Genomic DNA, 14,177 nt, shown 5'->3' with positions numbered 1-14,177 from the left:
ATCATCCCGCTGTCGCGCCAGGCGTTCCCTGCAACAACGGGCCGAACGTGTTCACTATTCGGCTAGGAGGCTGTCCGCGGAGGGCGATGGATGCCCAGCCGTTTTATCCGGTGCTGCAGGGTGGACCGTTTCATACCGAGCCGAGCCGCTGCGCCTCCTGTCCCGGACAGCACCCAGTTGGTCTGTTCCAGCGTATTCAGAATATGGGTGCGCTCGACATCCGTCATCGTGACGAGGCGAGGAGCGTCAGCCGGTTCCTCTTGCGTGCCCAAGCCGTCGAGTTCGGCGGGAGTCAGGATGGGCCCTTGGCTTAGGATCACAGCCCGTTCGATGACGTGCTCCAATTCCCGCACGTTGCCGGGCCAGTCGTAGGCGATCAGCCGCTGCATCATGGTCCTGTCGATCCGCGTGACCGTTTTGCGGTGTTGCGTGGCGTATTTCGTGACGAAGTGCCGGGCCAGGAGAGGAATGTCCTCTCGCCGTTCGCGCAAGGGGGGCAGCCGCAATGGAAATACATTCAGGCGGTAGAAAAGGTCCGCGCGAAATGTGCCCTGCTTGACGGCCTGGTCGAGGTTGGCGTTTGTCGCGGCCAACACGCGAGCGTCGACGCGGACGGTTCGTCCCCCCACTCGATCGAACTCCTGTGTTTCCAACACCCGCAGCAACTTGGCTTGCAGGTCCAATGGGAGGTCCCCCACTTCATCCAAGAAAATCGTGCCGGTATGGGCCAATTCGAACCGGCCGAGCTTGCGGGTGGTTGCTCCAGTGAAGGCGCCACGCTCATGTCCGAACAGTTCCGATTCGATGAGTGTCGGCGGAAGGGCCGCGCAATTGACCGCTACGATCGGCTTGTGACGGCGTCCGGACAGGCGGTGAATCGCCTGGGCCACCAACTCCTTTCCCGTCCCGGTCTCGCCGGTGATGAGTACGGTGGAGTCAGTCGGGGCCACCTTTTCGATGGCCTTGAGTGATCGCTGAAACGTCGGGCTATCACCGATCAGGGTCTTGAGGTCCAATACCGCGCCCATTTCTTCACGCAGGTAGACGTTTTCTTCCTCCAACCGCTCCTTGAGTCGGCGGATCTCGTCGTAGGCCGTTAAATTCGAGAGGGCGTGTGAGAGATGAAAGGCGATCTGCTCGGCTAGACCGAGATCCCGTTCGGAAAAGGCGTTTCGTCTCTTGCTGCCGAGGGCGAGAAATCCATAGGGCTTGCCGCTCACGAGCAGGGGACAGAGCATGGCAGACAGCACTCCGATGGACTCGAAGTACCCGTGCTCTGCGAATCGATCTTGATTGTATCCAGTCAGCAGCACCGGTTTCCCGGTCGCCAGCAGCTCGGCCGGTGCCATGTGGTGGAAGGGAAATCGCCGCAAGGCCTCCAGATCAACCGAGACGCCGTCGCAGGAGACGATGTCGAACCATGGGTTGTCGGGCGAGCCGACGAACCGCACGAGTCCGGTCATGTCGTGGTGGATGACCTGACGGAGGATCGGCTGAACGGCCGGCAGCAGGTTGTCGATCGTCATCGTGCCGAGTACGACCTGGCTGTTGATGGCGACTAGTGCGTCGCGCTCCTCGGCGGCCAGCACCGCCTCGAGGACGGGAGCAAGGTGCAGGCCGAACTGCTCGAACATGATGCGGTCGTCCTCGGAAAAGAAGCCCGGCTTTCCGATGGCGACAGCGGCTAAGACGGCCAAGGTCCTACTTTCTCCGCCCCTGTCGCGAGACGGAACGGCAGTGACTGGTGTGACCATCACCGAAGTCGCCCGGCCCAGGTTTGGCGCGAGGGCCCCTGCTTCGGTCCAGGGCGATTGGGCCACGTCGTCCACCAGCAGCGCCCGGTGTCCACGGACGGCCGCCTCCTTGAGCGTACCTTCCGAGGGCAGTTGGGCCATGACATAGGCGGGAGATTCCGGTCTGCGCAGGGATTCAGAGATCGGAGTGAAGACTCCGGTTGTGCGGCTATAGAGGTAGAAGCCGATCAGGTCGCAGCCCAAGGCTGGGGCCAGGTCGTGCTGGAGACGCTGGTCGAACTCCCGCAACGTTCTTGCCCGTAGCAAGGCACTGAGGAGGTTCGAGTGGTCCCTGGGAACGGAAAGCGTGCCCATATACGGGCACTGTAGCATTCATCGGGTAGGCGTTGGAAGGACGGAGTCCGGTGAGCGGATTAGGCCTCTGTATTGGCCGACCGTTCTTTGATCGCGTCCAGTCGCTTCTTGTCGAGTGCCACGTGAAGAGCTTTTTCTTGGGTGACCGTGACTGCTCCGGGGGCTTGACCTTTCGCTTTCTTCACCCACTTGCGGCGGGTATAGATGACGTCGCCCTTGCCGCTTTTCTTGAGGTCGCTGTAGAGAAGAGCCAGGGTTGCGGCATCGCGCAGCGTATCGGGCGGAGGGTCGGTGCCCTTTTCTAACCGGATCACGACATGTGACCCCGGCGTGCCCTGGGCGTGCAACCACACATCGTCGCTCTTGGCGAGACCAAAGGTGAGTTCGTCGTTCTCCCTCGCGTTGCGGCCGACGAAGATCTGGTGTCCGTCCGCCGAGATGAACCGCCGAAACGGCCCCCGTCTTGATTCCTGCGCGAGCCGGCGCCGTCGCTGCGGCATCCCTCGGCCGGTCTGTGGATCTGCCTGCGGGGGAGGAGCCCACGTGCCATTCTTGATGGCGGTCAGTTCACGCTCGAGCTCGCCGATGCGTTGTTCCAAAGCCGATATGCGTGGAACCACTTCTCGTTGCGCCGTGACATATTTCCGATACTTCGAGAAGTATCCGTCCATGTTGGCTTGAGCCGACTTGGCTGGATCGAGCGGAAGCGTCAGTTGCGGCATGCGTTCGTCGTAATAATCTATGACGGCCAGTTCCGTCTGGCCTCTCTGCACGAGGTGAAGATTGCTCTTCAGCAACTCGCCATAGCGCGCATAGTGCTCGTAACGTCCCGCGTTGTCCAAATCGCGGTGCAGCCCGTCGAGCCGGCGTCGTTCCTTCTTGATGGCTTTGCGCAAAGCGGAGTCGCGGGTTCTGAGAGCATGGTCATGGGCCATCGCCCCTTCGCGTTCGCGATACCGGTCTTCCAAATCGGCCGAGACGGGACAGGAATTCTCCGCGGACGGTGCCTGGGCTGTTGCCGGACTTGGATCATCGGTGAGAGGGGGTGCTGGGCTTGGCGGTGGTTCGTAGTGGTGGTCGACCCGGTCTTTCTGATTGGCCAAAGTGGCGACGACTGCTCCCTCCTGATCAAGGAACAAGACGTCCGGCCGCTTTCCGAACAACTCGGCGACGAGGGCGGAGGAGCCTTCCCTTGTCGTCATGGTCAGTTGGACGATGCGATCCCCTGGGACCTGCCGAATGGCATCCAACCTGGCTCCTTGTATGCGCGCGCGCAGTAACTGACAAAATGCCGGAGGGCTGGGTGGATTGGGCAGCTGCCGCCGGATCAAATGCAGTCGGGCCGTGGCAGGATTCACGGAACAGAGCACACGGTGGGTGCGGCCGGGAACCCTGACCTCCAACACGAGCAGGTCAGGCAAGGGCTGGAAGACTTTCTGAATCCAGCCTCCTGCGAGCGCTTCGGCGAGTTCTTGTACGACAGCGGCAATTTCTGTCGCATTGAGCGTCATTTGCCGTCCTTTTGCGCCGGTCCGGGAACAGGAACATCCCTGTAGGTCCATCCATGCAATTTGGTGATGCCCTGGATTTTCGAGCGCTTAGTCGGTGGACCATTTCTGTCGCATGGGACCAAATCGGTCACATAATTTCCAATTTCGGCGGACACGGCGTCAATTGCCTCCGTTACAACACAAGGCCAGGCGCGGGTTCTCAGTTGTGGGGCGGGTGGCACCCACATTGCTCTCTAGACGTCTGGTCGGCGTTGAGAAGGCTGCCAACAGCCAAGGGACGCCGACTCTTGAACCAGGAGGGGCCCATGACTTGCACTCGTTGCGAAGGCTTGATGGTGAGTGACGATTTGATCGACCTCCAGGAAAGCTATCATCCGATGTGGTCGCACGGGTACCGCTGCCTCTGTTGCGGAAACGTCGTCGATACGGTGATCCAAAAAAATCGAATGATTCAACAGTCCTCGCTTCGCCGGATTTTCACGCCCGCTCCCGAGAAGCCTCGTCTCTTCGAATTGGTCAGGCTCTCGGCCTGATCCGACAAGAAGGCAGCGGCCTGGGGCCCGGTGGCCTCCGGGCCGCGGGTTTCGCGCCGCTGCTGGTGCGATGTTAGCGCAGGTTATCCCACTTCATCAAAGCCTCCCCATCAATTGCGCGGTCCTCGCATCCGACACCTGTGTTTCTCTGGCGCAGGATGACTCACTACTGTCCAGGCGAGTGGTCGGTTTGGGCGTGACACAGCGCGATCCCCACTCCAGCGGGAAGACACTGTCTTCTGAGAAGTCGCGCACAATCATGTAGTTGCTCGGACAGCTGAAAAGTTTGGTCGACGGCATCAAGTTTGCTGTGGTAGTTTTCGTAGCCCCGTCTCTGACGAGCGCATCTACCAGGAGACAATAGGTGAAAACGGTGATTCGAAAGCGGCCTCGATTGCTCCGGGCAGCCCTATTGTTGCCCCTGCTGGGGTTGCAAGGTTGCCTGGCCGGCGCGTGGGTGGCTGTGGTGGGATTGGACTCCAGCCGAACCTCCGATGTCACCTTCGCTCCCTTCGAACATTCCTGGGTAGCCGAAGCCTCAGGGGCGCCGATGATGCAGAGCCAAGCGGCGTTTCGCCGCATCGCGGTCATTCCGTTCGAGGGGGACGCGGCTATGTCCTCACGAATGGCCCATGTCCTCGACCGCCATATGCAGGTTCACGTCGTCTCGCCGACTTCGGCAACGCAGGGAGAACTTCTGGCCTTGGCGGAACAAGGAGCCGACTGCCAAGATGCAGCGGGGCGCGAGCGAATCGCACAGGCGGTGGGACGGGATCTCCAGGTCGATAGTGTGTTGGTCGGGCATGTGCAGGCAGCGCCTGCGGAGCCTGGCGCGTGGGGCTGGAAGGATCGCGAGGAGCGCCGTCTCTACCTCTATCTTCTCAGCCATCGCGGAGAGGTGTTGTGGAAGGACGAATTGCCGTTCACCGTCGTCAAGGGCTCGAAGCCGCCGCTGGAAGAGGCCGTGGTCGGAAGCCTTGCTGAACACGTGCTTTCCCATGCCTCAACGGTTGGGCTGACCAATTTGGGTTTGTTCCCGCGACGGACTTCCTAACCTGCTGTTCGGTTACCGCCAGAATCCCTGCTCAAGCATCCCCTTCACTCTGCGTTGACGGCTTGCACCTCGAACCACGGTCGCGTAGAGTGCGCCGATTCTTTTCGAGGATACGATCATGCCGATGCGGCCGCTCGACCAGCCTGTGCTCGAACAACTGATGCAGCAGCTGCGCGGCTCGATGCGCAGTCTCCTGTTCGATCTCTGTCGCGATTTCAGTTCCTCCTATCCCGGTGACGCGAAACGGCTGGGACTTCCCATCGATTGGTTTCAAAACCTCGTCCGTGCCCTGCCGCTGAAGGTGTTCAATCACTGGAAAATCGTAGGGTGGATCGAATCGTTGAATGACCTGCTTTATTTCGTGGATGTGCGCGAACAGGTTCGCGCTGAACGGGACCGACACGACGTTGCCAGCCAACTCCATGCGGAGTTCCAGGACAAGTTTTATGAAAACAGTTATGCGGACGAGGTCTTTCCCAAGGGGCGGCCGGAGCCACAACGGCTTCTGCCGCGTCTTGATACCCTGTGCCGGCGCCTGGCGAGAGAGTGCATTCAGGAGTCCTTGTGGTTGGTGCCGGAAGCGGCCTGTCGTTGGATTGCCGGGCGGCCGGGGCGGACGTGGCAGGTGCCCTGTGATTTCGGAGCCGATATGGAGCGGGTGGAGCTCGCCTGCAGCCTCGCCGCGGGTCTCGAAGGACAGACGCACGGCTTTTCGAAGTCGCTGCAGCACGCGCTGAAACGGGCTAGCCTGAAGGGGCGCGTCACGGTGCGACCGTCGGGAATTGATCTGACGGTCCGGGGAAGTCGAGTCTCGTTGTTTGAAGCAGGCGCAGCACCTCGCTGGTCCGCCACGTTGCGTGCGCCGGTGATCTTGCGGCGGACTCGGTATGGGGACCTCACCCTTGGTCCGACGCTGGTCTACGACCGTCAGCGCATTCCGACTGCAGTGCGGCCCTCGCCGTCGAGCGCCGCGCCGCGTATTCGTCTTGCCCTGCAGGCCATCGAAGCAGCCTGGCCGGAAGGAAACGATTGGTTGGCACTTTTCACGTCCCGCATCTGTCCCCTTCGGGCCAAGGGCGTGGTGAGTTTCAGCTACCGTCATCGACCGGGGTTGTCGGTGATCAACTGCTTCGACCGGGACAATCTGGACTTGATCGACGATCTCATCCATGAAAACAGCCACCACCATCTGAATTTGCTTCTGCGGAAATACGCGATGTACGGCGGTGACCACAACCAGGAGATCTTCTACTCTCCCTGGCGCCGCAGCCTGCGGCCCATCCGCGGCATCCTGCACGCGACCTTTACCTTCACGATGGGCGCATTACTCTTTGAGCGGCTCTCGTCTTGGGCGGAATCGCCTGCCGGCAGGAGGGGATGGAAAGCGACTGGTCTGACAGCGCGGGATCTTCGTCGTGCCAGATTTCGTTGTTTCGAGGAGATCGAGTCGGTTCGCTACTCTCTGCAGGATCTTGCCTATGCCGGAGACAAGTTGAAGTGGCTGACGGCTTCGGGACGCCACTTGACTCAGCAACTCTGTGCGGCATTGGACGCGGCGGAAAAGAGGATCGAACCTTACCGCCGAGCGGTGCTGAAATCCGAATTCGGCCCTGCTCTTCGAGGGCACATCAAAGAATTGGGTCAGGCGCGCGGAGACTACGGTCCCATGGGGAAAGGAAGGGGGGAGTAGGCTCTGCTGAGGGCTTTTCCCGTAGACGGCACATGCGTCGGGGAAAGGTTGGACTCAGGGTTCCACCGTCACGTCGACATAAGCCGGCACACTGTCCGCACCCTTCTTATCGGTGACACGTAACTTGAAGCGAAACGTACGGGGTTCTGAAACCTGCGGGGCTTGAAACGAGGCTTCCGAGTTGTTCACGTCGAGTAGTGCGACCTTGTTGCCGCGTACCTGACTCCATGCGTAGTACAGCGCTTCCCCCTCCGGGTCCCTGCTGCTCAATCCGCTGAGTTTGACTTTGCTCCCGCCGCGCACTGTCCGCGAGGAGCCGGCGTCGGCGACCGGCGGTTCGTTCGGCTCGTCGTTGACCGCTACGTCGACATCCAACAACGCCTGCTTTCCGCGATTGCCGACCAGCAAGGTTGCCTTGCCGTTGCCGGTAATTTGGAGCATGCCGTCCGACAGTACCTTGATTACTTTCTCGTTGGAGGACTGATAGCTCGTGCCGCTGGCCGGGGAGCCGATCGACCGTGTGATGCCATCGGCAAATTCGCCGACCACCGGCAGTTCGAAGACCTTTCCCATCGAGTCGACATGGCCAAAGGCAGAAGACTGCCCCGCTCTCCCAAGTTGGAGGGGCTTTTCCGTTTCAAATTCGATGGTACGGAGCTCAGCCGCCGGAGCAACCTGAACCAGGATTTCGTCGAACACCGTCCGGGCTTCCAACCGTCCGCGCGAGATGTCCGCTACGGCCAGGAGCCGCATCGGTCCGACGGCCTCTTTGGGCACCACGAGCGAGCCACCGAAGGGAGGCTGGGCCGCGCTTGTCGCGGTCAGCGCGGGGATAGCCACGACCGCGCCGCCCGTCACGCTGTCGTTTTGAAAGAACCGATCGTCCCCCATTTTCTCCTGGCGGGGAGTCGGGAAGACCTCGGCCTCCTCTTGCTGAACCAACCGCTCGGCGCCTTCGCGATACCAATAGTAACGGACCTTCACGATGCCGTTATCCGAGCCCGGATTGACCTGGGCCATGACCGTCTCACCGGACTTGAGCGTGGCACCTTCGGCGGGAGAGACGAGTTTGAAGGCCAAGGCTTGCCTCGCCGGCAAGCCAAGTAACAAGGCAAACGTAAGAAGGCAAACAAGGACTCCTGCAGGTTGCCGTTTGGCCTTTGCGCTCGGCATGGCGTTACCTCGTGAGGTGGAACGGGACGTCGGTCAGAATCACCCGGTCCTTGAATAGTAACGCGCCTTTGAGCATGAGTGCACGTTGGTTGTGGAGGATGGTCTGCCACCAGCGGGCGGGGAGGATCTCGGGGATGACGACCGTGACCCAACACTCCTGATCCTTCTGTAGCAATTGTTCGACGTACTCGAGCAAGGAGCTCAGGACGGAACGGTACGGCGAGGGAAGGACCGTAAGCGGCACTCCGCAGCCCCACTGGGCCCATTGAATTTCCGCCCGCGCCGTATCCTCGGGATCGACGTCGACCAGCACGGCCCGGACGTCGCCCGATCGACTGCGGGCATAGTCGACGGCCCGAATCACCGCCCGATTCACTCCACTGATCGGGATGATGACGATGTTGCGGCGGGGGAGCGGAGGGCGATGGTCCCGCGCCAGCGAGACCTGCTCGGATACGGCTTTGTAGTGGGATCGGATGGCGCGAAACATCGCAATCAACAACGGAATGAGGACGATCACGATCCAGGCGCCGTGCGTAAACTTCGTGCTTGCGATGATGAGTGTGGCAATCCCCGTCGTGATGGCTCCCACGCCGTTAACGATGAGTTTCTTCTCCCAATGGGGGCCCCGCTTGACCAGCCACCGTTTCACCATGCCGGCCTGGGAAATCGTGAAGGACAAAAAGACACCGACGGCATACAGAGGAATCAAGGCGTGGGTGTCGCCCTCGAAGAGCACGATCAAGAGACAGGAAAAGACCCCAAGAATGATCACGCCGTTGGAGAAGACCAGGCGGTCACCCATCATGGCCATTTGGTGCGGCATGTAACTGTCACGGGCCAGAATCGAGGCGAGGCGGGGAAATCCGTTGAAGCTGCTGTTGGCCGCCAAGATCAAGATCAGCATCGTGGAGGCCTGAACCAGGTAATACAGCGTGCCGGTTCCGAAGGTCGCGCGGGCGACCTGCGAAACCACGGTCTCATCCTCTTTCGGTATCACCCCGAAATAGTACGCCAGCGAACTGATGCCGATGAACATCGCGCCGAGGATTACCGCCATGCCGATCATCGTGTGGGCGGCGTTTTTCGGTTCGGGCTTCTTGAACGCGGAAACTCCGTTTGAAATCACCTCGACACCCGTCAAGGCGGTACAGCCTGAAGAGAAGGCTCGCAACAATAGGAAGAGCGTCAAGGGTTCCGTCGCGGCAGCGATCTGGGTGGGTTCTATGCGGGTCGCCCGTCCTATCAGAATTTGCAGCGTGCCCACGCCCAACATAAATGCGATGGTACCGATGAACAGGTAGGTCGGAATGGCGAATATCTGGCCGGATTCTCGAACACCTCGCAGGTTCACGACCAGCACCAATAAAATGGCCGTCAGGCAGAGGGCTTCGCGGTGGTCCAGCAGACTGGGAAATGCGGACGTCACGGCGGCGATGCCGGCTGCGACGCTGACCGCCACCGTCAGTACATAGTCAATCATCAAGGCTGCCGCGGCGACCAAACCGGCCCATTCTCCCAGATTGGTCCGTCCGACGATGTAGGCGCCGCCGCCTTCCGGATACTCGAAGATGATCTGCCGGTACGACATGGTCAGAATGGCGAGGAGCCCGATGATCGTGAGGCTCAGAGGGATGGAATAGCCGACAACCGCCGTGCCGGCCAGAGTCAGCACCAGCAGGATTTCTTCCGTGGCGTAGGCGACGGAAGACAAGGCATCAGATGAGAATACCGCCAGCGCGAGTCGCTTGGAGAGTCGCTCATGGGCGGCTTGCTTGGTCTTGAGTGGCAGGCCGACCAACCACCGTTTCAGCAGCATGCGGCCATTATCGCACAAATCAACTCAGAACCAAGCGAGAGTTTCGCCTCGTCGTAAGGCCACCAGCGCGGGGCGTGCCTTGACACCGGGTCTGGTGGTGTCTACCATTCACCGTCCAGCTTGCATAGCCCCCGCATCGTGACCCCGAGGTACGTGCCTATGATTCATCAGGGCCGGACATGGTGGGAACGGCTTCGTGTGCAGCACAAGGTATGGGTTGTGCTCGCGCTCCTGGTGGGTCCGCTCGTCTCCACGCTCGTCTTCCTTGTCTACCTCATCGGCCAGATCCTAAGCATTCAACAACACCGGCAGGATCTCGTGTCGGTGCACCAGGAAATCCGTGAACTCCGTCGGCTGTCCGTCAACGTCGAAGATGCCTTTCGAGGTTTTCTCCTGACGGAGCAGGACAAGTATCTGACTGCCATTCGCGAGGCGGAAGCGCATCTGCCGGTGGTGATCGCGCGGGCGAACGATCTCCTTCGCGCACAGGCGGGGTTCGCCGCAGAGATCAATGAAGTCGAGCGCCGCATCGTGGACTCGCTATCGGCTAAAAAGGCCGTCATTGCCCAGCTCGAAGGCCCCGTCCGGCCTCAGGTACAGCGGGACGTGCGGGAGGGGAAGGGGTTGGAACAGTCGGATGACTTGAGAATGGCGCTCCGGCAACTTGAGGACCGACTGGATGGGGAAATCAAATCATCCAATGTTTTGGCGGCCGCAATCTCGGAGCGAGCCTATTGGAGCGTCCTTGTGGCTGTGCTGGGCGCCTTGATCCTGGGATGGACCGGCAGCAGGCTTTTGGCCCGGTCGATGACCGAACCCCTGACCATTTTACAGCGGGCGGCCCGAGCGCTTGGTCGAGAATCTCCCGAGCACGAATCCATCTTGAGTTCCGTGGCCGAAATTCACTCCAGCGACGAGATCGGCCAACTGGCCCGCTCGTTCGAAGAGATGAACCGGCGCATTGCCCAGCACCTTGTAGAGATGGAAACCATTCAGACCATCGGACAAGAAATCAATTCCATCGCGCCGGACGGAATCGACGGCGTACTCCGCCGCATTACCGATCGCGCCACCGAGTTAATCCATGCCGACGTCTGTCTGGTCCTGCTGCGCGACGACCGGATGGGGTGTTGGGTCATCGAAGCGGCATCACGGGACTGGCACAATTCGCTCCACAAAACCGTCCTGCTGTGGGAGGAGTTTCCCATCTCCGTCCGAGCATTCGAGACGGGGCTGCCGGCATCCGGCACCAACCTCCGAGCCGACCGGCGCCCGGAGTTGGCTCGGCGCAATTTGATCGGAGACAGCATGTTGTCTGTGCCGTTGCTGGCGCAGGGGCGCGCCTTCGGGGTGTTGGTGCTGCTGAGCGAGGGGCGGGTCGAGCCGGAGGCTTGGAATCAGCGGCTCGCGTTGGGGCTTGCGCAGGAAGCAGCGGTTGCAATCTCCAACGCGCGGCTTTATGAAGCTGTCCGCGAAAAGCGGAAGGGATTGCGTGCGCGTCTGCAGCAACTTGAGTTCATGGCGGAGATGCTGGCGCACGATCTGAAGGGGCCGGGTCAGCGGATGGGGCAACTCGCAGCCACCTTGCGTCGGCAGTATGCGGGGAAACTGGATGAGCGTGCCGAAAAATGGTTGGCGCTGCTCGAGCAGAACGGACAGGATCTCACGGATCGGGTAGAGGGAATTTTGACGTTGGCCCGAGTCGGGGCCCGGCAGGAAAGTCTGCAGGCGGTCGATCCCAATGCGGTCATTCAGGATGTATTGAAGTCTCGGGCTGGTGAGGTGGAGGCGGCGGGGGCGACCGTGTCCGTGCAGCCGGATCTTCCCTTGATTGCCTGTCAAAGCGCCTACCTCAGGCAGATCTTCGACAACCTGCTGTCCAACGCGCTGAAATTCGCTCGGACAGGCGTTACGCTGGCGATTCGCATCGAAGCTGTGCGACGGGCGCAGATGGCGCTTTGGACATTTCGCGACAACGGCATCGGGGTTCCGATGGAGCTGCGGGAGCGGGTGTTTCTGCCGTTCGTGCGGCTGGACCCTTCGCGAAGCGCAGGCAGCGGGATCGGCTTAACGATTGTGCAGCGGATCGTGGAGCTCTACCATGGAAAGATTTGGTTGGAAGAACCCGCAGGACCGGGCACCCTGTTCCGCTTTACGCTGCCGATTTTGGAAGACTGGAACTCGCCCGGCTCGGCGGCGGATCAGAGCCACTGTCCCGATCAGACATCCGGACTGGCGGCCGGGTCAACCGGCCGATAGCACAAGGGGAGCACCGTGATGGGAAATGTGGCTGTCGCGCGGACCGATCCAAGAAAGGCAAAGGCACCCTTTACGATCCTGATCGTCGAGGACAATCCGACCGACGCGGAGTTGATTCTCCATGCCCTCGAGGCCGCAGACCTCAAGCCGCTCGACGGGGAATGGGATATGGAGGTACGTGCGACCGCCGAGGGGGCGCTCGAACTGCTGAGCGAGCGGGCCATGGACTTGGTCCTGACCGACATGATGCTCCCGGGAATGAGCGGGCTGGAGCTGGTGGGGCGGATTCAATCCATCGATCGCAACCTGCCGGTGCTCCTGGTAACCAGAATGAATACGGTGCAGTTGGCCGTGGAGGCCATGCGGCGGGGTGCATTTGATTACGTGCTGAAGCCGGTGAATCCCGAAGATCTGGGGGTGCGACTGCATCGGGCCATCAGAATCTCAGAAATCTTACGCCGGCACGCGGTCTACGAACAGCGAGCAAGGGCGGAATTTCAGGCTGGCAGTTTCATCGGGGTAGGGCCGTCCTATCAGCGGATCATGCGAGGGGTCCGGGAGGCGGCCCAGGTCCGCTCCAGTGTCTTGATCACCGGAGAAACGGGGACGGGGAAGGGGCTGATTGCGCGCGCAATTCACGAGCAGAGTGCCGAGCACAAGAAGCTATTTCAGGTGATCGACTGTGCCACGATTCCGGAAGGGGTGATGGAAAGCGAACTCTTCGGCCATGTTCGGGGGGCCTTCACCGGGGCCATCGCCGACAAGCCGGGGCTGATTGAATTGGCGAACGGCGGCACGGTCTTTCTGGACGAAATCGGTGAACTGCCATTGCCGTTGCAGGCAAAGCTCCTTCGTGTGCTCGAGGAAAACGAAGTGCGTCCGGTTGGCAGCACCAGGGCTCGGCGTGTGGACATGCGGTTCATTGCCGCCACCAACCGGAACCTGGAAGAGCAGGTCCGGTTGGGGCACTTCAGAAAGGACCTTTATTATCGGCTCGCGGTGATTTCGATTCCGGTGTCGCCCCTTCGGGACCGTATCGAGGATATCCCGGTCATTGCACGCCAGTTGATGCAACAGTTCGGGCGTGAAATGGGCAAGCCCCATGCGTCGTTGAGCGAGGCGGCGGTGCAGGAGTTGGTGAAGTATCCGTTTCCCGGCAACGTGCGTGAGTTGCGCAATGTCATAGAGCGCAGCGTTATGCTGGCCCTGGGCGACGAAATCAACGCGAAGGAAATCCGTGGGCTTCTCGCTCCGATCGGTGACGAGGTTCCCAGGGCAGCCGATGCCTTGTACGACGACCTTCCCTATGCGGAAGCGAAAGAGCGGGCCAACGCGGAGTTTTCGCGTCGCTACCTCCGAGCAAAACTCGCGCGGCACGGCGGGGTGATCACCAAGGCTGCTGAGAGCAGCCAGATTCCCCGGCAACACTTTTCCCTGCTGATGAAGAAGTACCTCGATGGCGAACCTCAAACCGAGTAGTCGCCGGTCTTGTCGCCTTCTTGATTCTTTTCCACCCACCAATGTCAGTGTTTGAATTGCGAAGATGTTTCCATCCGGTGACGCCGCTGATTGATTTTGGCTGAGGTAAGGGGTGGGCTTGTGCTGGTGAGTTCTGATCTCTCCGTGCGCATATATAAGTATGCATATTGTAAATTATTGAAATTGAAAGAAATAATTCGATGTATCACTCTCGGTGCATAATCGAATATGCCTTATGGATGCGTTTGAATTTCCTGATATTGTCCGTTTATTCTGACAGTAATCGGGAAAGTCCTATATTGTCATAGTCTTAGCTGGTACCTCCTCTCCGAACCATCGCAGCGCTCCAATTGGCAAGCCCCTTGCTGATCCTCACCCCTCCGTGGTGCACCCGCGTCGCTTCCTGTGTCGTTTGCTTCCCATATTGCATCGCGCGGGGCAGGGAAAGGAGGTGAGGGGATCGTTCTCTCGGAGTGATGTTTAGGAGTAAGGGCTTCTGAAGCCCGTAACTTGAGGAGGTGTTCACGATGTTTCTTTCACGTCGGCAGTTT

9 protein-coding genes are annotated in these 14,177 nt (G+C 60.2%); 5 read left to right on the top strand and 4 right to left on the bottom strand.

Annotated features, from left to right (window positions below):
* Positions 1-62 precede the first annotated feature (62 nt).
* Complete coding sequence (locus tag KF814_04330; GenBank protein MBX3235358.1) at positions 63-2,108, bottom strand: sigma 54-interacting transcriptional regulator; 2,046 nt, start codon at positions 2,106-2,108, stop codon at positions 63-65.
* A gap of 59 nt (positions 2,109-2,167) precedes the next feature.
* Entirely contained in the window at positions 2,168-3,619 is a 1,452-nt protein-coding gene (locus KF814_04325; GenBank protein MBX3235357.1) for an NFACT family protein, read from the bottom strand.
* A gap of 305 nt (positions 3,620-3,924) precedes the next feature.
* Here KF814_04325 and KF814_04320 point away from each other — a divergent pair, with 305 nt between their 5' ends.
* From KF814_04320 to KF814_04310, 3 genes are all read left to right on the top strand, one after another.
* Entirely contained in the window at positions 3,925-4,152 is a 228-nt protein-coding gene (locus tag KF814_04320) for a hypothetical protein (GenBank protein MBX3235356.1), read from the top strand.
* Between the two features lie 364 nt (positions 4,153-4,516).
* Positions 4,517-5,206, top strand: coding sequence for a hypothetical protein (locus KF814_04315; GenBank protein MBX3235355.1), 690 nt, complete (start codon positions 4,517-4,519; stop codon positions 5,204-5,206).
* 118 nt (positions 5,207-5,324) lie between these two features.
* Positions 5,325-6,896, top strand: coding sequence for a hypothetical protein (locus KF814_04310; protein ID MBX3235354.1), 1,572 nt, complete (start codon positions 5,325-5,327; stop codon positions 6,894-6,896).
* Positions 6,897-6,950: 54 nt separating this feature from the next.
* Here the strand turns inward: KF814_04310 and KF814_04305 are convergent, their stop codons facing one another.
* Positions 6,951-8,069, bottom strand: coding sequence for a hypothetical protein (locus tag KF814_04305; protein MBX3235353.1), 1,119 nt, complete (start codon positions 8,067-8,069; stop codon positions 6,951-6,953).
* A gap of 4 nt (positions 8,070-8,073) precedes the next feature.
* The gene (locus KF814_04300) at positions 8,074-9,888 is read right to left on the bottom strand and encodes an APC family permease (protein ID MBX3235352.1); all 1,815 of its coding nucleotides are present in this window, start codon (positions 9,886-9,888) and stop codon (positions 8,074-8,076) included.
* A 153-nt stretch (positions 9,889-10,041) separates the two neighbouring features.
* On the opposite strand from KF814_04300, the gene KF814_04295 reads away from it, so the two are divergent.
* Together KF814_04295 and KF814_04290 are read left to right on the top strand one after the other, a co-directional pair.
* Positions 10,042-12,147, top strand: a complete 2,106-nt coding sequence (locus KF814_04295) for a CHASE3 domain-containing protein (protein ID MBX3235351.1) — start codon at positions 10,042-10,044, stop codon at positions 12,145-12,147.
* Between the two features lie 18 nt (positions 12,148-12,165).
* On the top strand, positions 12,166-13,626 hold the full coding sequence (locus KF814_04290; GenBank protein ID MBX3235350.1) for a sigma-54-dependent Fis family transcriptional regulator: 1,461 nt from the start codon (positions 12,166-12,168) through the stop codon (positions 13,624-13,626).
* Positions 13,627-14,177: the final 551 nt, after the last annotated feature.

The sequence above is a fragment of the Nitrospiraceae bacterium genome (assembly GCA_019637075.1).
GTDB lineage: Bacteria > Nitrospirota > Nitrospiria > Nitrospirales > Nitrospiraceae > JAHBWI01.
The sequence above is the reverse complement of the archived record's forward strand: the minus strand, read 5'-3'. Positions and strand labels throughout refer to the sequence as shown.

Excerpts from the sequence above, each read along its gene's own strand:
- KF814_04330 (MBX3235358.1), bottom strand. The coding sequence starts at position 2,108 with ATGGGCACGCTTTCCGTTCCCAGGGACCACTCGAACCTCCTCAGTGCC.
- KF814_04300 (MBX3235352.1), bottom strand. The coding sequence starts at position 9,888 with ATGCTGCTGAAACGGTGGTTGGTCGGCCTGCCACTCAAGACCAAGCAA.
- KF814_04310 (MBX3235354.1), top strand. The coding sequence starts at position 5,325 with ATGCCGATGCGGCCGCTCGACCAGCCTGTGCTCGAACAACTGATGCAG.
- KF814_04325 (MBX3235357.1), bottom strand. The coding sequence starts at position 3,619 with ATGACGCTCAATGCGACAGAAATTGCCGCTGTCGTACAAGAACTCGCC.
- KF814_04320 (MBX3235356.1), top strand. The coding sequence starts at position 3,925 with ATGACTTGCACTCGTTGCGAAGGCTTGATGGTGAGTGACGATTTGATC.
- KF814_04305 (MBX3235353.1), bottom strand. The coding sequence starts at position 8,069 with ATGCCGAGCGCAAAGGCCAAACGGCAACCTGCAGGAGTCCTTGTTTGC.
- KF814_04290 (MBX3235350.1), top strand. The coding sequence starts at position 12,166 with ATGGGAAATGTGGCTGTCGCGCGGACCGATCCAAGAAAGGCAAAGGCA.